Raw genomic sequence first — 18,155 nt, 5'->3', positions numbered from 1 at the left:
GGCAGTGGGGGTGGTCAGGCGTTGCGGCGGTGGACGCGGGCTTCCCAGGGCTGCAGGGTGTGCGGTGCCGTGAGGTGTGGGGTGGCGGGAACGTTGGCGATGAGCGTCTCGCTGTCTTCCCAGCCGTCGGGCAGGTCGACGGTGAGGTCGGCCGGGCCGAAATTCGCGAGGACGAGCAGTTCGGTGCCGGAGGCCGCGTCATGGCGGGTGAAGGCGTAGAGCTGTTCGTGGTCGGGGTGGAGCATGTGGAAGTCGCCGTGGGTGAGAGCGGGCTCGGTGTGCCGCAAGGCGATCAGCCGGCGGTAGTAGTGGAAGACGGAGTCGGGGTCGGCGAGCTGGGCCTTGGCGTTGACGCGGGTGTGGTCGGGGTTCACCGCGATCCACGGGGTGCCGGCGCTGAAGCCGGCGTTCTGGGTGGTGTCCCACTGCATCGGGGTCCGGGCGTTGTCCCGGCTGCGGTGGCGCAGCCCATCCAGGACCTGTCCCTCCTCGACACCGAGAGCGACCTGTTCGCGGTGGTGGTTGAGGGACTCGATGTCGCGGAAGTCCTCGATGGAGGTGAAGGGGGCGTTGGCCATACCGAGCTCTTCGCCCTGGTAGACGTAGGGCGTGCCACGGTGCAGGTGCAGGACGGTGGCGAGGAGTTTGGCGGAGCGGTCGCGGTATGCGGGGCTGTCGTCGCCGAAGCGGGAGACGGCGCGGGGCTGGTCGTGGTTGTTCCAGTACAGGCTGTTCCAGCCGGTGTCGCCGAGGCCGGTCTGCCAGCGAGCGAGGCTCGCCTTGAGGTCGGTCAGCTTGAGCGGGCGGACGTCGAACTTGCCGCCGGGGCCCTGGTCGAGGCCGACGTGCTCGAACTGGAAGACCATGTCGAGTTCGCGGCGGGCGGGATCGGTGAAGAGCTTGGCATCCTCGACGGTGACCCCGGGCATCTCGCCGACGGTCAGCAGGCGGCGCGGATGGCCTTCGAAGACCTCGCGGTGCATTTCCGCCAAGTACTCGTGAATGCGGGGACCGCAGATGTAGTGGGGGCTGCCGTCCCCGTGCCGGGCACCTTCGTGGACGACGCCGTCCGGCAGCCCGGCGGTCTTGGAGATGAGGTTGATGACGTCCATGCGGAAGCCGTCGACACCCCGGTCGAGCCACCAGCGCATCATGGCGTAGACCGCCTGGCGCACGACGGGGTTCTCCCAGTTGAGATCGGGCTGCTTGCAGGAGAACAGGTGCAGGTAGTACTCGCCGCTCTTCTCGTCGTAGGTCCACGTGGGACCGGAGAAGAAGGAGCCCCAGTTGTTGGGTTCCGCACCTGGGGTGCCCGGCTGCATGCCCTCGCGGGCGGTGCGCCAGATGTACCAGTCCCTCTTGCTGCCCTGCGGGCCTTCGTCGCGGGAGGCGGTGAACCAGGGGTGCTCGTCGGAGGTGTGGTTGACGACCAGGTCCATGACGAGCTTCATGCCGCGCTCGTGGACGGCGCCCAGGAGCCGGTCGAAGTCGGCCAGGGTTCCGAAGAGCGGGTCGATGTCCTGGTAGTCGCTGATGTCGTACCCGTTGTCGTCGTGCGGGGAGGGATAGACGGGGGAGAGCCATAGGACGTCGACGCCGAGCTGGACAAGGTAGTCGAGCCGTTCGATGATGCCTTGCAGGTCGCCGATGCCGTCCGCGTTGGAGTCGGCGAAGCTGCGCGGGTAGATCTGGTAGACCACCGCCTCGCTCCACCAGGAATCGGCGGGGTTGGCTTCGATTTCGGGCACGTCAAACCTCATCGTGATCGCTTGATTACTTGCAGTTACTTCACTGGGGGTGGTTAGGCGCTGTCGCACCCGGGGCGCTGCGGTCAGGAGATGGCTGCGCCCACGGTGTCGCGGATGACGAGGCAGGCGGCTCCTCGGGCCCAGAGGTCGTGGCGGGCGGGGTCGACGTGGATGCCGCAGTCCGTTGCCGCGGTGGAGAACGCCTGGGCTTCCAGCGCCGCGTCCATGTGCGGTCCGAACAGGTCGTAGGCGACCGCGCCTTCGCCGGCGATGATGATTTTCTGCAGGTTGAGCAGGTTGCACATGCCGGCCATGCCTCTGCCGAGGGCGGTGCCGGCTTCGGCGAATGCGGAGCGGGCCACGGTGCGGGCCGCCCCGGCTTCACCTCGCGCGAGGTCGATGGCCTCGGCAATCGTGCTGCAGGGGAATCCGCCGTCTGCGAGGTGGCGCAGGATGGCGCGGTCGCCTGCCAGGGCTTCGAGGCAGCCTCGGCGGCCACAACTGCACATGGGCCCGGAGGGGTCCAGGGGCAGGTGGCCGAGTTCGCCCGCGAGTCCGGTGGCGCCGGAGAAGAGGGCTCCGTCCAGGAGCAGGCCGCAGCCGATACCGGGGCCGACGGTGACCACGGCGAAGGAGTCGATGTCGCGGCCTTCGCCGAACCAGCGTTCGGCGACGACCAGGGTGTTGACGTCATTGTTGACGACCACCGACAGCCCGGTCGTTTCCCGCAGGGGCCCGGCCACGTCGACCTTGTTCCAGTCGAGCAGGGCCGAATAGCGGCAGATCCCGGCTGCCGAGTCGACGTGGCCACTGACGCCGACGCCGAGGCCGAGCACCCTGTCCGCCGCTTCGGGCGCCTCTTCGAGGAGCCTGCCGGTCAGGGAGGCGGCAGCGGACAGGGCGGTACCAGGGGTGCAGTCGGCCAGGGGTTCCTCGGCCCGGGCCAGAACGTTGGCTGCCATGTCAGTCACGACGCCGGAAACCTGCCGGGGGCCGATCTTCATACCCACGACCATGTGCTTGTCGGGGTTGACGTGCAGCATCTTCTGCGGCCTGCCCCGCCCCTGCGGGACGGCGTCACTCTCGCGCAGGTAGTCGTGCTCGAGCAGCGGCGGCAGCATACGGGTGACGGAGGAGGGCACGAGGCCCAGGCGCTGGGCGAGCTGGGTGCGCGAGATGGGGCCTGCGGTGAGCACGGTCGCGAAGATCTCCGCGCGCGTCTGCTCACTGACAAGCTCCGAGAACCGGATCTTGGATGGGCTCATCACGCGGTGCCTCCAGGTAGTGGTCTGTCAGGGGCCTTGCATCGGGTTCAGCGCCATCGAACCCGATACGGGCGGCGTGAGCTTCCCGTATGAACGGGACCGGTGCTGCCAAGCGTTGCAGAGATCGTCATTGCGCCTCCTGCGGTTGTGACGCCGTCGACCTGCGTGCGTCGTCGTCGACTGCGTATGACGGGAGTGTGTCCCTCACCGTTTAAGTGCGTCAAGGAAGAAAACATCACGTTACATAACCGTGATGCCCCACTCCAGGCGTGCCTTAGTTGCCACATTGCACCTTTTGGGCTGCTTGTTATGGGCATGCTGGCTCGCACGGACGGAAAATCCTGTTCATTTCATTGACACGGCGAAGAAATGACGGGAAGTTAACCGGCAACCGGGGCAGAGCCGGGGCCCGTTGGGCCACAGGCCGCTGCCACGCCTGCAGTCCCTCACCCCGCAGACGGGCAGGACCGGTCGTTCCGCTCGCAGGACCGGTGTCCTGTGCTCCTGGTCCTGCGAATGATCCACGTGTGGACTCCGTCAGCCGGCTCCCCCGAAGAGAGACGAACCGCCGGCCAGGACGAGTGCCGCACGCACTCAGTACCCCGGTCGAGCCCGGGAAACGGGCGACCGCACACACCTACGGCTCCGCCACGCAGCTGCCCCCAGCTGCCCCAGCGGTGCCCGCGCCCGCCCCGGCAGGCGCCTCGGAGCGATGCCCCGATTCATCAAGGAGAGGACATCATCATGCCCGCAGGAAGACTGCGAAGGCTCAACCCGCTGGCGGCTGTCGCCGCCGGCTTGGCCCTGGCGCTCGCCGGAGCCGTCGTACCCGCCAGCACCCTGGCCTCGGCCGCCCCCGCTCCGGCAGGGCAGCTCCTCCCCGCAGCCGCCGTTGCCGCCGCAGCCCAGGCGCCCGCGGCGGGAGCGGCGGGTGACACCGCCAACAGCGAGCAGCTGAAGACCTGGTGGCACGACAACCACGAGTTCAACACCAGCAGCCCGGTGGGCGGTGACAAGGTGCGGCGGTCCTCCTTCTACGACGTGAAGGTCGCCACGGCCGCGGCGCCGACGACGAAGTACGACTCGTTCGCGTACATGAGCATCCCCCGCAGCGGCAAGGGGAAGATCGGCTACACCAAGGAGGACGGCGCTGAGTTCTCCGCGTCGGCGAACCTCACCATGAGCTGGTCCTCCTTCCAGTACACGGCCGATGCGTGGGTCGACGTGTCGCTGCGTACCGACCAGAGCATCTCCTCGGCCGACCAGGTCAAGATCAAGCCGAGCAGCCTGAACTTCGCCAAGGAGCTCGTCAACAGCAAGACCATCCGGATCAAGGTGCCTTACAGCAGCAAGGGCTACCGGTTCTCGGTCGAGTTCGACCCGCAGCTCTACACGGCCTACAACGACATGTCCGGTCCGGCCAACGACGCCGGCAAGCTGACCACCAGCGGCGGCGGCAACAACCGGGCCATCCACACCGAGCCCCGCAACTCGATGATGATCTTCGCCGAGCCGACGCCGACCGGCGCGGAGAAGGAACGGCTGATCCCCACCGCCGCATCGGGAAGCATCCACTACCCCGAGCCCGGCCAGGTCACCAACCTCAACAACATCGACAAGGAGATCGTCTACTTCCGCCCCGGCACCTACACCATGGGCTCGAAGTACCACGCGGTGCTCCCGCCGAACGTCAAGTGGGTCTACATCGCGCCCGGCGCCTACGTGAAGGGAGCCTTCCGCTTCTTCCACGACAACCAGGGCCTGTACAAGGTCACCGGATACGGAGTGCTGTCCGGTGAGCAGTACGTCTACGAGGCGGACACCAACAACAACTACGACCACCTCAGCGGCGCGTCGAACTGCCACGCCTCCTGCGTGAAGATGCTCCAGTTCGAGTCCGCGAACACCCAGCAGTACCTCGACCTGCAGGGCGTGACGATCAACGAGCCGCCCTACCACTCGTTCGTCGTGTACGGCGACGAGCAGACGTTCCAGATGCGCGTCGACAACTACAAGCAGGTCGGTTCCTGGTACTGGCAGACCGACGGCATCGAGCTCTACCGCGGCAGCACCATGAAGAACACGTTCTTCAACGCCAACGACGACGTGCTGAAGATGTACCACAGCGACGTCACCATCGATAACACCGTCATCTGGAAGAACGAGAACGGTCCCGTCATCCAGTGGGGCTGGACCCCCCGCAACATCGACAACGTCCGGGTGACCAACACCCACGTCATCCACAACCGGATGTACTGGAAGGACGTCAAGTACAACACCTGCATCCTCAACTCCTCTTCCCACTGGGAGGACATGGGATCCACCACCAAGGGCGACCCCAGCACCTGGGTCAAGAACATGACCTTCGAGAACATCACCGTCGAAGGCCAGACCAACTGCGCGATCCGCGTCTTCGCCCTCTCCAGCACCGAGAACATCCACGTCAAGAACCTGAAGATCGACAGCTGGAACGGCCTCGATCCGAGCAGCCAGGTCAGCCTCCTCAAGCGCTACACCAACACCGCCGGACAGAAGGTCACCCTGGGTAACGAGACGACTCAGAACAAGGGCCTCAAGCTCGAGAACTACACCGTCGGCGGCACCGCTATCAACAAGTCCGGCACCAACTGGGGCGCGGACAAGCCCGGCCGGCTCGGCTTCGACGCCGAGAACTGGGACAACTGGAACGCCTGGGGCCCCGGCGGCGGCGACCCCGACCCTGACCCGGGCACGGGATCCGGTCAGATCGTCAACGGCGGCAGCGCCAAGTGCGTCGACCGTGCCGGTGCCGGCACGGCCAACGGCACCGCGATTCAGCAGTGGTCCTGCGCGAACACCGCCTCGATGACCTGGACGCTCGACGGCCAGCAGCTCAAGTCCGGCGGCAAGTGCCTGGACGTCGTCGGCGGCGCCACCGCCAACGGCACCAAGGCCCACCTGTGGGACTGCGGCGGTTGGGACAGCCAGAAGTGGGCTTTCCAGGCCAACGGCACGCTGAAGAACCTCAAGTCCGGCCGCTGCCTCGACGTCGAAGGCCAGAGCACCACCGACGGGGCGCGCCTCCACCTGTGGGACTGCGGCACGTGGGCCAGCCAGAAGTTCAACCTCACCGCCTAGCCCCCTCTTCACCGGTGGCCGCCCGTGGCGGCCACCGGTGACCGAACCCGTCCCCAGCTCGCAGAAAGGCATCCCGCGCATGCCATCAGCCAGGTTCGAACAACCCGTACTGAGCCTCTTCCGCATGGTGATCGGGGTGCTGTTCGCCTGCCACGGAGCCGCCACTCTCTTCGGCGTCCTAGGCGGACCTCACGGCGAGGTGCCCAGCGTCGGGCAGTGGCCCGGCTGGTGGGCCGCGGTGATACAGCTGACCGGCGGTGCACTCGTGCTGGCCGGGCTCGGCACCCGCCCGGCAGCCTTCCTGTGCTCAGGCTCCATGGCCTACGCCTACTTCGTCCACCACCAGGGCGACGGGTTGTTTCCGCTGCAGAACGGCGGGGAGAGCGCCGCGCTGTTCTGCTGGGCCTTCCTACTCATCGCCGCCCTCGGCCCCGGCCAGTGGTCCCTGACCACCCTGCTGAACCTGCCCGCCCGCCGACGAGAGGAGGTGAGCAACGACCCCAGCAACGCCTGAACATGCTCCACAAGCTGTCATGCGCACCTCAATCACTGGTTGGGATCGGCCTGTGATCTCCCCATACACGGAGGAAGAGCACCATGAACTGCGTACCCGCAACGCTGTCCCGCGTCGTCGCGCTGAGCTCCGCCGTACTGGCCACCGCCCTCCTGGGCGTCATCCAGGCGCCGGCGGCCTCCGCACACGGCACCGTCATCACCCCTGAGACCCGCAACTACGGCTGCCTGCAGCGCTGGGGCTACAACGAGCCCAGCGAGTCCCAGGACCCCATGTGCTACCGCACCTTCCACGAGAACAGCAACGCCATCGGCGCGTGGAAGGCCGTCTACGCCAACAACACCGGCGACAACTACAAGCAGGTCATCCCCGACGGGCAGATCTGCAGCGCCGGCGGCCAGGGCGAGACGAACTACCGGCCCCTCGACCGCCCGGGCCCGTGGAAGATGACCGACATCGGCTCCGACTTCACCGTCGACATCTACGACGAGGCCCGGCACGGCGCGGACTGGCTCGAGGTCTACGTCACCAAGCAGGGCTTCAACCCGGAGTACCAGCTGATCGGGTGGGACGACCTCGAGCTGGTGAAGAAGACCGGCAGCTACGCCTACCAGCCGCACTACGTCACGGACGTCAGCACCTCCGGCTACAGCGGACGCCACGTCGTGGTGACCGTCTGGAAGGCATCGCACATGGACCAGAAGTACTTCCTGTGCAGCGACGTCAACTTCGGCTGACGAACACCGGCTGACCGGGCCCCGCGGGAGGCGCTGACTCCTGCGGGGCCCTTCCCCCTCCGAACCCCGCAGGGCCCTGGGCCGGCGAACAACCGCCGCAGCCCAGGCGAACCAGCACCCTGTGTTTGAGGTCGTCTCCAGCAGAGGATCGACGATGACCAATACCTCCCACCACCGCGCCGAACGCCCTGCCCCCACCGACCGGGCACCCGCTTCGCAGTCGGGCCCGCGGCAATCCCTGCGGAAGCGCGTCGTATCCCACGCCCACCGCTACACGCGGATCAGCTCCGCCGTCCTGCGCGTCTGCATCGGCCTGGTCTTCTGCTGGTTCGGCGTTCTGAAGTTCTTCCCCACCTTGAGCGCGGCCGAGGACTTCGCCACCTCGGCCATGACCGCCATGACCATGGGGCTCATCCCCGCCCCGCTCTGCCTGCTCCTGCTCGCAGTCCTGGAGACGAGTATCGGACTCGCGCTCCTGACCGGCTTGCTGCTCCGCTGGGCGCTGGCAGCGTTCTTCCTCCACATGGCCGGGGTCTTCCTCTCGCTCCTGGTCCTGCCCGACGCCGCCTGGCACACCGCGGCTGTTCCCACCCTCGAAGGCCAGTACGTCATCAAGAACATCGTCCTGGTCGCCGCCTGCCTCCACCTCACGGCCGACGAACTCACCCCCTGACCGACACCCCACTTTCTTCCCGCCAAGCGCGTCTCGTACCAGGAGCACCCGTGGGCAGCACCATCACTCTTCACGACCTCGCCAAGACCTATCCCAACGGCCAGAGAGCCGTGCACCGGCTGTCCTTGACCGTTGAGGACGGGGAGTTCCTCGTCCTGCTCGGACCCTCCGGATGCGGCAAGTCCACCCTGCTGCGCATGATCGCCGGCCTGGAGACGATCAGCGAGGGCGAACTGCACCTCGACGGACAGATCGCCAATGATCTCCAGCCGAGCGAACGCGACATCGCGATGATCTTCCAGAGCTTCGCGCTCTACCCCAACATGACCACCGCGCAGAACATCGGGTTTCCTCTGGCGGTCCAGAAGCAGGACCACGACCACGTGGCGGCCCGCGTGCAGTCCGTCGCCCGGACCTTGGGCATCGGCCACCTCCTGGACCAGATCCCCGGCCGACTCTCCGGCGGCGAGCGCCAGCGTGTCGCCATGGGCCGCGCCGTGGTCCGGCACCCGTCGGTCTTCCTGATGGACGAACCGCTCTCCAGCCTCGACGCCCGCCTGCGTGCCCGCATGCGCACCGAAATGCTCGCGGTCACCCGAAGCACTGGTGCGACAACCATCTACGTCACCCACGACCAGGCCGAGGCCATGGCGCTCGGCGACCGGGTGGCAGTCATGCGCGACGGGATACTCCAGCAGATCGACACCCCTCGCAACCTCTACGCGCGCCCCGCCAACGCCTTCGTCGCCTCCTTCGTCGGCACACCGAGGATCAACCTGCTGCACGGAACGGTGTACGCCCCCGTCGACGGCGTCATGGCACTCAACTTCGGAGCCCAGAAGATCGCCCTGTCCTACCCGCTCACCCATGACCACCAGATGCTACGCGTCGTCCAGGGACAGCCTCTTCTCATCGGCCTGCGTCCCGAGGCCATCCGCATCGCCGACCAGACACACGCCACCGCCTTCGAACGAGCCATGACCGGCGTCGTCGAGCACACCGAGTTCCAAGGTCACGAAGCGCTTCTACACCTCTCACTCGGCGGGCAACGGGCCGACGTACCAGCCCCACTCCCCGACCACGCACCCCACCCCCCGGTTCGCGAAAGCGCCGCCGCCTTCATGGCCCACCTCCTCCGCCGCACCGGACTCTTCGACCGCCGCCGCACACTCCCCCGAGACACACAGCCTCCAGCGCAGTCGCCTACTCGCAAAGGCAACGGGGAACTCGTCATACGCGACGAACCAGGCACCCGCCATCGAAGGGGCCAGAACCTCCCCCTCCTCATCGACGTACGCAACCTGCTCATCTTCGATGGACGCGGCGAACGCCTCAGCCCCGACCCGACTCAGGTACCTGAGCTATGACCCCGCGTGAGGACGTCTCGAGGTCCTCACGACTACTACGGCTACCTTGACCACCCCGCAGCGCATCCACCTGCTGTCCGGACGCCGGGGCAACTTCAGAACCGGCGGTGCTGTGAGGTTGGCGGGTGCGGGCGTTTCCCTTATCGGCCGTGGGACCGCGCCACGACGCCCTCTCAGGCAATCGCCGCAAAAGGCCAGGTCAGACGCGTTCGAAGTGCGCTGACACGCTGCGGCAGCGGGTCAGCACCGCACGGCGCGCGGCCAGTACCGCACGGAAAGCAGCCGTGAAAACCACGTTTCCCCAGGTCAGATCGATTCTGCCCTGGGGATGTGGTGGGGCGGGTGGGACTCGAACCCACGGCCGACGGATTATGAGTCCGCTGCTCTAACCGGCTGAGCTACCGCCCCGTACGGCGCGTCGCGCACACATGTGCGCGCCGTCTGCCGCAGCATAGCCGCTCATACGATCTGCCGCCCGAACGGGGCGGGGCTCTGCGCAGGTAGGGACGGTCTTCGCGGTCGCACCGGTTCCGGCGGCCGGGAACCCTGGTGGGTGAAGTGTGGCGCAAACGCGCGAAGGGCCCCTGTCGGGGCCCTTCGCGGTGTGCTCCCCCGACTGGACTCGAACCAGTAACCTGCCGGTTAACAGCCGGCTGCTCTGCCAATTGAGCTACAGGGGACTGCGCTGCTCGGGGTTACCCCGCCGGTGTTCCGGGGCACTCCCTCGCTGCGAGCAATACATTAGCGCATGCCAGGGGGTGGTTTGAAATCGGTAACCGAGCCGCCCATCGACCACCCCGGGCGCATACCGAGCACGTCCCAGGGAAGGGGTGCCCCATGCGGTACCGATTGAGTTTCATCACGGGCCTCGCGGTCGGGTATGTGATCGGCGCACGGGCCGGACGGGAGCGGTACGAGGAGCTGCGCGCCTATGCGCGCCGCCTCTCGGAGAACCCTGCTGTCCGGAACACCGTGGAGACGGCCACACACACCGGTCGCCAGGCGGCGTCCAAGGCGGCCCACACGGTCGCCGACCGGGTGGGTGACCGGCTCCCGGAGTCGGTCTCCGAGAAGGTGCGCGCGTTCAACGGGCGCACCTCGTCCCGGCCGGCGGACGACGACTGGGGTGCCACCAACACCTAGCCCCCGCCCGGTGACCCGGGTGCGGGATTCACCCGCCCGGCCCAGTGTGGGCCGGGCGGGTTCCGTCCTGTCCGGCCTCGGGCTCAGGGCCGGGGGATGTTCCTGATGTTCGAGCGGGCCATCTGGACCATGCGGCCGACGCCGCCGTCCAGCACCATCTTGCTCGCGGACAGGGCGAAGCCGGTGACCATCTCCGCGCGGATCTTCGGCGGGATGGACAGCGCGTTGGGGTCGGTGACGACGTCCACGAGCGCCGGGCCCTTGTGCCGGAAGGCGTCCCGCAGCGCGCCGCGCAGTTCCTTGGGCTTCTCCACCCGCACACCGTGCGCCCCGGCGGCCCGGGCGACGGCGGCGAAGTCGGGATTGTGGTTGGCGGTGCCGTGCGCGGGCATCCCGGCGACGAGCATCTCCAGTTCGACCATGCCGAGCGAGGAGTTGTTGAAGAGCACCACCTTCACCGGCAGGTCGTACTGCACCAGAGTGAGGAAGTCGCCCATCAGCATGGAGAAGCCGCCGTCGCCGGACATCGACACCACCTGGCGCCGCCGGTCGATGAACTGCGCGCCGATGGCCTGCGGCACCGCGTTCGCCATCGAGCCGTGCGTGAACGAGCCGATGACCCGGCGCCGGCCGTTGGGCGTGAGGTAGCGGGCCGCCCAGACGTTGCACATCCCGGTGTCGACGGTGAAGACGGCGTCGTCGTCGGCCTCCTCGTCGAGCACCGCGGCCACGTACTCGGGGTGGATCGGGGTGTGCTTCTCCACCTTGCGGGTGTAGGCCTTGACGACGCCCTCCAGGGCGTTGGCGTGCTTCTTCAGCATGCGGTCCAGGAACGAGCGGTCCTGCTTCTCGCGCACCTGCGGCAGCAGGCAGCGCAGCGTCTCGCGGACGTCGCCCCACACGCCGAGGTCCAGTTTGGAGCGGCGGCCCAGGTGCTCGGGCCGGACGTCGACCTGCACGATCCGTACGTCGTCCGGCAGGAAGGCGTTGTAGGGGAAGTCGGTGCCGAGCAGGATGAGCAGGTCGCAGTCGTGTGTCGCCTCGTAGGCGGCGCCGTAGCCGAGCAGGCCGCTCATGCCGACGTCGAACGGGTTGTCGTACTGGATGTACTCCTTGCCGCGCAGCGCGTGTCCGACGGGTGCCTTCACCTTGGCCGCGAACTCCATCACCTCCCGGTGGGCGCCGGCCGTGCCGCTGCCGCAGAACAGCGTGACCCGGCGGGCGTCGTCGACCATGGCGGCGAGCGCGCGGATCTCCTCGTCGCCAGGCCGCACGGTGGGCCGCGAGGTGACCAGGGCGTGCTCCTCGGCGCGTTCGGGTGCCTCCTGGGATGCGATGTCTCCGGGGAGCGCGACGACGCTGACGCCGCTGCGGCCCACCGCGTGCTGGATGGCGGTCTGGAGCACACGCGGCATCTGGAGGCGGCTGGAGATCAGCTCGTTGTAGTGGCTGCACTCGCCGAACAGCCGGTCGGGGTGGGTCTCCTGGAAGTAGCCGGTGCCGATCTCGCTGCTGGGGATGTGCGAGGCGAGGGCGAGCACCGGTGCCATCGAGCGGTGCGCGTCGTAGAGACCGTTGATCAGGTGCAGGTTGCCCGGCCCGCAGGAGCCGGCGCAGGCGGCCAGCCTCCCGGTGAGCTGCGCCTCCGCGCCGGCGGCGAAGGCGGCGGTCTCCTCGTGCCTGACCTGGACCCAGTCGATGGCCGGGGTGCGGCGGATGGCGTCGACGACGGGGTTGAGGCTGTCCCCGACGACTCCGTAGAGCCGCCGCACCCCGGATCGGACGAGGATGTCGACGAACTGTTCGGCCACGGTCTGCTTTGCCATCGCTCAGGCACCTCTCGCTGGAAGACGTGTACCCAATATCCCTTTTGTACGGGACAGGGTGCCGCAGGCGCCCGGCGCGGCCCGTGCCGTCACCCCGCCGGACCGCCGTTCGGCGCCTCCGCCGTTCCCACTCCGGCGGGGACGGCGGGGGCGAGGTCAGCCGGCGCGGAGGTCGGTGAGTGCGACGGCCGGGTCGGCGAGGTGGTGCGGGTCGATGCGGTGGCCGGAGCGGATCAGGTCCTGGATCTGCTCGGCGACCTCGGGCACGTTGACGTTCAGGCCCGCCAGCACCCGGTTGTCGCGGAGCCAGAAGGCGACGAACTCCCGCTTGCCGATGTCGCCCCGGCACACCACCTGGTCGTAGTCGCCCGGCGGTGCCCATCCGCTGTACTCCAGGGCCACGTCGTACTGGTCGGAGAAGAAGTACGGCACCCGGTCGTGCACGACCTGCTGCCCGAGCATGGCGCGCGCCGCCGCCGGGCCGCCGTGCAGCGCGTTGGCCCAGTGCTCGACCCGCCGCCGGGCGCCCGACGGCTGCAGCACGGCCGCCACGTCGCCCGCCGCGAAGATCGCCGGGTCGCTGGTGCGCAGCGCGCTGTCCACGGCGATGCCTCCGCTGGCAGTGTCCAGGTCCAGGCCGGCCGCCTCGGCGAGCGCCGTGCGCGGGGCCGCACCGACCGCGGCCAGCACCCCGTGCGCGGGGAACTCCTCGCCGTCGTCGGTGCGGACGGCGAGCACCTGGCCGTCCGCACCGACGATCTCGGTGATCCGGCCGCCGAAGTGGAAGCGGACGCCGTGCTCGCGGTGGAGGTCTGCGAAGAGGGCGCCCAGTTCGGGGCCGAGCACCGCGTGCAGCGGTGTCGCCTCCTGCTCGATCACGGTGACCTCCGCGCCCCAGGTGCGGGCCGCCGCGGCCACCTCCAACCCGATCCAGCCGCCGCCGGCGATCACCAGATGGCCGTTCTCCCTGCCCAGCCGGGCCACCATGCCGCGCAACTGGTCGGCGTGGGAGAGGCGGCGCAGGTGGTGCACCTCGGCCAGTTCGGTGCCGGGCACGTCGAGGCGGCGCGGCTCCGCTCCCGTGGCGAGCAGCAGCGCGTCGTAGGGCAGTACGGTGCCGTCGCCCAGGCGCACCGAGCGGTCCGCGCGGTCGATGTGCACGGCGGGCTGGCCCAGGTGCAGCTCGATCTCGGCACCCGCGTACCAGGCTGGTTCATGCAGGTAGACGCGGTCGCGCTGCTCGCCGCCGCTGAGGTAGCCCTTGGAGAGCGGCGGCCGCTCGTAGGGGTGGTCGCGCTCGTCCCCGATCAGGATGACCCGGCCGGTGAAACCCTCCGTCCGCAGGGTCTCGGCCGCCTTGGCCCCGGCCAGTCCACCGCCGATGATGACGAACGTTCGGTGTGCGTCCACCACGTGCTGCCTCCTCGCTGCCGTCCCGGTACGCCCCCCGGAATGGTCCATCAACGGAGCGTCCCCCATCCGGCCGATCACCGGAAGGGCGCAGGCGCGCGCGGCCCGGCCTTCCGCTGCCCCGGCCCGCGCCGCCCCCGGCCTCGGACGGTACCGGGCGGGACGGACCGAGCGGACGGACCCCCGTGGCCGGGAGGGGAGCGGAGGTCAGCGGACGCGGAGATCAGCCGGTCAGCAGGCCGGCGGGTCAGCAGGCCGGCGGGTCAGCAGGCCGGCGGGTCAGCAGGCCGGCGGGTCAGCAGGTCAGCGGGTCAGCAGGCCGGCGGGTCAGCAGGCCGGCGGGTCAGCGGGGTGCGGCCTGGGTGAGGCGGGCGTGCAGGGTGCGGGCGGAGGCGTCGGTCAGGCTGGAGATGTGGTCGACGACGGCCCGCACCCGGGCCGCGTCGTCGTCCGCCTGCGTGTAGAGCGAGCGGAACTGCGGGTCGAGCCCCTCGGGCGCCCGCAGGATGAGCGCCTCGGCCAGCTCCGACAGCACGATGCGCTGGTCGGCCCGGAGCCGTTCCTGGTCGTCGCGCTGGATGACGTAGCGGTGCGCGACGGCTTTCAGCACCGCGCACTCCAGCCGGGCCTGGCGCGGCACGACGAGGTCCGCCTGGTAGCGGGTCAGCGGGCCGGGGCCGTACGCGGCCCGGGTCGCCGACTCGGCGGCGAGGCAGAAACGCCCGATCAGCTGGCTGGCGGCGTCCTTCAACCGGGCCTGGGCGGTGGCCGTGCCGTCGTAGCCGTGCGGCCACCACTCCTCGTCCAGCAGCCGGTCCAGGGCCTCGGCGAGTTCGGCCTGCTCGGTGTCGCCGGGGGCGTAGCGGTCCAGGGCGAGGGTGAAGATCTCGGCGCGTTCGGCGTCGGCGAGCAGCACGTTGGGGTCGAGGTGACCGGCGTGCAGGCCGTCCTCCACGTCGTGCACGGAGTAGGCGACGTCGTCGGACCAGTCCATGACCTGTGCCTCGAAGCAGCGCCGCTCGCCGGGGGCGCCCTTGCGGTACCAGTCGAAGACCGGCAGGTCGTCCCGGTAGACGCCGAACTTCGGGGACTCCGGGTCGCTCGGGTGCCCGCCCTGCGGCCACGGGTACTTGGTCGCCGCGTCCAGGGCCGCCCTCGTCAGGTTGAGGCCGACGGGGCGGCCGTCGGCGGTGAAGCGCTTGGGTTCCAGTCGGGCGAGCAGGCGCAGGGACTGGGCGTTGCCCTCGAAGCCGCCGCAGGACTCGGCGATCTCGGCGAGCACCTGCTCGCCGTTGTGCCCGAAGGGCGGGTGGCCGAGGTCGTGCGCGAGGCAGGCGACCTCCACCAGGTCCGCGTCGCAGCCCAGTGCCGCGCCGAGTTCCCTGCCCACCTGGGCGCACTCCAGGGAGTGGGTGAGGCGGGTGCGCGGCGTAGCGTCCCAGGCGTGCGCGCTCGACCCGGGCGTCACCACCTGCGTCTTGCCCGCCAGCCGCCGCAGGGCGGCGGAGTGCAGCACCCGGGCCCGGTCGCGCTGGAAGGCGGTGCGGCCCGGCCGCTTGTCCGGCTCGGGCTCCCATCGTTCGATGTCGGTGCTGTCGTAAGTGCCGTGCATGTCCCGACCGTATCCGGCGCGGCACCCCCGGCGGCGCGCCGGACGTTCCCGGACGCGGACCGCCTGGCGGCACGGGGCGGCCGGAGGGCGCCGCTTCAGGTGGCCGGGAGGCCGGGCCGGGCGGTGGCGGTGACGCTGGCGGTGGCCCCGGCCGGGCGCGGCGGGGCGGCAGACCGTACGGGGGGCCGCAGGGCACTGAGCTGACTGCTGAGCTGGGCGGTGAGGCGGGTCATCAGTTGCGCCGCGCTGTCGAGACGGAGGGGGTCGAAGGAGGTGGGACAGCTTTCCTGGTCCGTGCGCTGCGGTGCCGTCATGGGCCGAGTCTGCACGGCGGCGGTTGCGGGGCCGTTGCGTGCCGGTGAAACCTGTCCGCCCGCCGCCTCACGCCGGGCCGGCCGCGCCCCGGAGCACGGGTTACCACGGCCGTAACGCGGGCGGGCGGGCGAGGAAACACCCGCGACTCATGCTGGCTGCATGAACGTGACAGCGACGCCCGCCTCCGCCGCACCGCAGGTCGACACGCACTGCCCGTACTGCTCGCTGCAGTGCGGCATGGGCCTGCGCCCGTCGGCGACAGGCGGGGTGGAGGTGGCCGAGCGGCCCGCGTTCCCGGTCAACCGCGGGGCGCTGTGCGGCAAGGGCCGGACGGCTCCGGAGGTGCTGCGGGCAGGTGCCCGGCTGACCGGCCCGCTGGTCCGCCGGGAGCCGGGCGGCGAACTGGAGCCGGCGGGCTGGGACGAGGCCCTGGACCGCGTCGTCGCCGGCATCGACGGCACCCGGGACGTCTACGGTCCGGACGCCGTCGGGGTGTTCGGCGGCGGCGGGCTGACCAACGAGAAGGCGTACCTGCTGGGCAAGTTCGCACGGCTGGTGCTGGGCACCTCCCAGATCGACTACAACGGCCGGTTCTGCATGTCCTCGGCCGCCGCCGCCGGCAACCGGGCGTTCGGCCTGGACCGCGGGCTGCCGTTCCCGCTGGAGGACGTGGCACGCACCGGCTGCGTGCTGCTCGTCGGCTCCAACCCGGCGGAGACGATGCCGCCGGCGCTGCGCTACTTCACCGAGATGCGCGAGCGCGGCGGCCGGCTGGTGGTGGTTGACCCGCGACGCACCCGCACCGCCGAGCAGGCCGACCTGCACCTGGCACCGCGGCCGGGCACCGACCTGGCGCTGGCGCTGGGCCTGCTGCACCTGGTCATCGCCGAGGGCCGCCTCGACGAGGAGTACATCGCCGCCCGGACGACCGGCTGGGCGGACGCCCGGGCGGCGGCGATGGCGCACTGGCCGGAGCTGGTCGAGCGGATCACCGGTGTTCCCGTGCCGCAACTGCGGCAGGCCGTCGCCTACTTCTGCGACGCCGAGTCGGCGATGGTGCTCACCGCGCGCGGCCCGGAGCAGCAGGCGAAGGGCACCGACACGGTCGGCGCGTGGATCAACCTGACGCTCGCCACCGGCCGGGCCGGACGCCCGCTGTCCGGTTACGGCTGCCTGACCGGCCAGGGCAACGGGCAGGGCGGCCGGGAGCACGGTCAGAAGGCCGATCAGCTCCCCGGCTACCGCATGCTCACCGACCCGGCGGCGCGGGAGCACGTGGCGCGGGTGTGGGGGGTCGACCCCGACGTGCTGCCAGGTCCGGGACGCAGCGCCTACGAACTGCTGGACGCGCTGGGCGGGGACGTGCGGTCGCTGCTGCTGATCGGGTCCAATCCCGTGGTGTCGGCGCCCAGGGCCGCCCACATCGAGCAGCGCATCCGCGCGCTGGACTTCCTCGCGGTGAGCGACGTGGTGCTGTCGGAGACGGCCGCGCTCGCCGACGTGGTGCTGCCCGTCGCCCAGTGGGCGGAGGAGACCGGCACCATGACCAACCTGGAGGGCCGGGTGCTGCTGCGGCGGCGGGCGCTCGACCCGCCCGAGGGGGTGCGCACCGACCTCCAGGTGCTGCACTCGCTGGCCGCCCGATGGGGCTGGGAGAAGGGCTTCCCCGAGGACGCGGAGGAGGTGTTCGACGAGCTGCGCCGGGCCTCGGCGGGTGGCCGCGCCGACTACTCCGGTATCACCTACCGACGCATCGCCGAGGAGGACGGCGTCTTCTGGCCGTGTCCCGACACACCCGAGCCGTCCGCGGACCTCCCCGACGACCCGTCGGCCGACCACTCCGCGCCGCAGCATCCCGGCACCCCGCGGCTGTTCCTGGACCGGTTCGCCACCGACGACGGCCGGGCACGCTTCTCACCCGCCGGGGACCGGCCGTCCGCCGAGGAGGCCGACGCGGCGTTCCCGCTGCTGCTGACGACGGGGCGGGTGCTCGCCCAGTACCAGTCGGGGGCGCAGACGCGCCGCGTCCCGGAGCTGGCGTCGGCCGCCCCCGGGCCGTTCGTGGAAATGCACCCGCGCCTCGCACGGCAGCACGGCATCGGCGAGGGCGACCCGGTCGCGGTGGTGTCGCGGCGCGGCCGGGCCGTCGCCCCGGCCCGGCTGACCACCGGCATCCGGGTGGACACCGTGTTCATGCCGTTCCACTGGGCGGGCGAGGGCCGCGCCAACACCCTCACCAACCCGGCACTCGACCCGGTGTCGCGCATGCCGGAGTTCAAGGTGTGCGCGGTGCGGCTGGAACGGCCGGACGGCGACACGGAGTGAGCCCGGCGGGACGTGAGCCGGGCGGGCGCGAGGCGGGCTTGGGTCAGACATCCCTGGACGTTGGATGTCAAGCGGTGAGGTCGTAGTGGTGGTGTGACCATGC

At 70.0% G+C, this 18,155-nt stretch carries 13 protein-coding genes and 2 tRNA genes; 7 read left to right on the top strand and 8 right to left on the bottom strand.

The genetic code is table 11. From position 1 onward, the window contains the following. Positions 1 to 14: 14 nt before the first annotated feature. Positions 15 to 1,748, bottom strand: a complete 1,734-nt coding sequence (locus QNO07_RS10775) for an alpha-glucosidase (protein WP_283991547.1) — start codon at positions 1,746 to 1,748, stop codon at positions 15 to 17. 83 nt (positions 1,749 to 1,831) lie between these two features. After that, positions 1,832 to 3,013 (bottom strand): ROK family transcriptional regulator, encoded by a 1,182-nt coding sequence (locus QNO07_RS10770; protein ID WP_283991546.1) that lies wholly within the window; start codon positions 3,011 to 3,013, stop codon positions 1,832 to 1,834. Between the two features lie 744 nt (positions 3,014 to 3,757). Between QNO07_RS10770 and QNO07_RS10765 the strand changes: the two genes are divergently transcribed. The 5 genes from QNO07_RS10765 to QNO07_RS10745 all read left to right on the top strand — a co-directional run bounded on the left by QNO07_RS10765 (position 3,758) and on the right by QNO07_RS10745 (position 9,421). Next, positions 3,758 to 6,130 carry a family 49 glycosyl hydrolase gene (locus tag QNO07_RS10765; protein WP_283991545.1) on the top strand — a complete coding sequence of 791 codons (2,373 nt, stop codon included), beginning with the start codon at positions 3,758 to 3,760 and terminating at the stop codon, positions 6,128 to 6,130. A gap of 79 nt (positions 6,131 to 6,209) precedes the next feature. Beyond that, on the top strand, positions 6,210 to 6,644 hold the full coding sequence (locus QNO07_RS10760) for a DoxX family protein (protein WP_283991544.1): 435 nt from the start codon (positions 6,210 to 6,212) through the stop codon (positions 6,642 to 6,644). Between the two features lie 83 nt (positions 6,645 to 6,727). Next, entirely contained in the window at positions 6,728 to 7,381 is a 654-nt protein-coding gene (locus QNO07_RS10755; RefSeq protein ID WP_283991543.1) for a lytic polysaccharide monooxygenase, read from the top strand. A 154-nt stretch (positions 7,382 to 7,535) separates the two neighbouring features. After that, positions 7,536 to 8,054, top strand: coding sequence for a DoxX family membrane protein (locus QNO07_RS10750; RefSeq protein WP_283991542.1), 519 nt, complete (start codon positions 7,536 to 7,538; stop codon positions 8,052 to 8,054). A gap of 50 nt (positions 8,055 to 8,104) precedes the next feature. Beyond that, the gene (locus QNO07_RS10745) at positions 8,105 to 9,421 is read left to right on the top strand and encodes an ABC transporter ATP-binding protein (RefSeq protein WP_283991541.1); all 1,317 of its coding nucleotides are present in this window, start codon (positions 8,105 to 8,107) and stop codon (positions 9,419 to 9,421) included. Between the two features lie 331 nt (positions 9,422 to 9,752). Here QNO07_RS10745 and QNO07_RS10740 read toward each other — a convergent pair. Both QNO07_RS10740 and QNO07_RS10735 read right to left on the bottom strand, forming a co-directional pair. Further along, positions 9,753 to 9,829: transfer RNA gene (locus QNO07_RS10740), tRNA-Ile, on the bottom strand. A 199-nt stretch (positions 9,830 to 10,028) separates the two neighbouring features. Next, positions 10,029 to 10,101, bottom strand: a tRNA-Asn gene (locus QNO07_RS10735). A gap of 157 nt (positions 10,102 to 10,258) precedes the next feature. On the opposite strand from QNO07_RS10735, the gene QNO07_RS10730 reads away from it, so the two are divergent. After that, complete coding sequence (locus tag QNO07_RS10730; protein ID WP_283991540.1) at positions 10,259 to 10,564, top strand: YtxH domain-containing protein; 306 nt, start codon at positions 10,259 to 10,261, stop codon at positions 10,562 to 10,564. Positions 10,565 to 10,647: 83 nt separating this feature from the next. On the opposite strand, the gene QNO07_RS10725 is transcribed toward QNO07_RS10730, so the two are convergent. The 4 genes from QNO07_RS10725 to QNO07_RS10710 form a co-directional block, all read right to left on the bottom strand. Next, positions 10,648 to 12,390 (bottom strand): pyruvate dehydrogenase, encoded by a 1,743-nt coding sequence (locus QNO07_RS10725; RefSeq protein WP_283991539.1) that lies wholly within the window; start codon positions 12,388 to 12,390, stop codon positions 10,648 to 10,650. Positions 12,391 to 12,546: 156 nt separating this feature from the next. Next, a complete protein-coding gene (locus QNO07_RS10720) occupies positions 12,547 to 13,803 on the bottom strand; it encodes an NAD(P)/FAD-dependent oxidoreductase (protein ID WP_283991538.1) in 1,257 nt (418 codons plus the stop codon). Positions 13,804 to 14,143: 340 nt separating this feature from the next. Then, positions 14,144 to 15,412, bottom strand: a complete 1,269-nt coding sequence (locus QNO07_RS10715) for a deoxyguanosinetriphosphate triphosphohydrolase (protein WP_283991537.1) — start codon at positions 15,410 to 15,412, stop codon at positions 14,144 to 14,146. A gap of 95 nt (positions 15,413 to 15,507) precedes the next feature. After that, entirely contained in the window at positions 15,508 to 15,726 is a 219-nt protein-coding gene (locus tag QNO07_RS10710) for a hypothetical protein (protein ID WP_283991536.1), read from the bottom strand. 160 nt (positions 15,727 to 15,886) lie between these two features. Between QNO07_RS10710 and QNO07_RS10705 the strand changes: the two genes are divergently transcribed. Then, positions 15,887 to 18,052, top strand: coding sequence for a molybdopterin oxidoreductase family protein (locus QNO07_RS10705; RefSeq protein ID WP_283991535.1), 2,166 nt, complete (start codon positions 15,887 to 15,889; stop codon positions 18,050 to 18,052). Positions 18,053 to 18,155: the final 103 nt, after the last annotated feature.

This window comes from Streptomyces sp. 549, assembly GCF_030124175.1.
In the GTDB taxonomy this organism is placed as follows: Bacteria; Actinomycetota; Actinomycetes; order Streptomycetales; family Streptomycetaceae; genus Streptomyces.
This window is presented reverse-complemented; position numbering and strand designations above follow the sequence as displayed.

What these genes read in the sequence shown, in the direction of transcription:
- QNO07_RS10770 (WP_283991546.1), bottom strand. Translation starts at nt 3,013, where the DNA reads ATGAGCCCATCCAAGATCCGGTTCTCGGAGCTTGTCAGTGAGCAGACG.
- QNO07_RS10765 (WP_283991545.1), top strand. Translation starts at nt 3,758, where the DNA reads ATGCCCGCAGGAAGACTGCGAAGGCTCAACCCGCTGGCGGCTGTCGCC.
- QNO07_RS10760 (WP_283991544.1), top strand. Translation starts at nt 6,210, where the DNA reads ATGCCATCAGCCAGGTTCGAACAACCCGTACTGAGCCTCTTCCGCATG.
- QNO07_RS10755 (WP_283991543.1), top strand. Translation starts at nt 6,728, where the DNA reads ATGAACTGCGTACCCGCAACGCTGTCCCGCGTCGTCGCGCTGAGCTCC.
- QNO07_RS10750 (WP_283991542.1), top strand. Translation starts at nt 7,536, where the DNA reads ATGACCAATACCTCCCACCACCGCGCCGAACGCCCTGCCCCCACCGAC.
- QNO07_RS10730 (WP_283991540.1), top strand. Translation starts at nt 10,259, where the DNA reads ATGCGGTACCGATTGAGTTTCATCACGGGCCTCGCGGTCGGGTATGTG.
- QNO07_RS10725 (WP_283991539.1), bottom strand. Translation starts at nt 12,390, where the DNA reads ATGGCAAAGCAGACCGTGGCCGAACAGTTCGTCGACATCCTCGTCCGA.
- QNO07_RS10715 (WP_283991537.1), bottom strand. Translation starts at nt 15,412, where the DNA reads ATGCACGGCACTTACGACAGCACCGACATCGAACGATGGGAGCCCGAG.
- QNO07_RS10710 (WP_283991536.1), bottom strand. Translation starts at nt 15,726, where the DNA reads ATGACGGCACCGCAGCGCACGGACCAGGAAAGCTGTCCCACCTCCTTC.
- QNO07_RS10705 (WP_283991535.1), top strand. Translation starts at nt 15,887, where the DNA reads ATGAACGTGACAGCGACGCCCGCCTCCGCCGCACCGCAGGTCGACACG.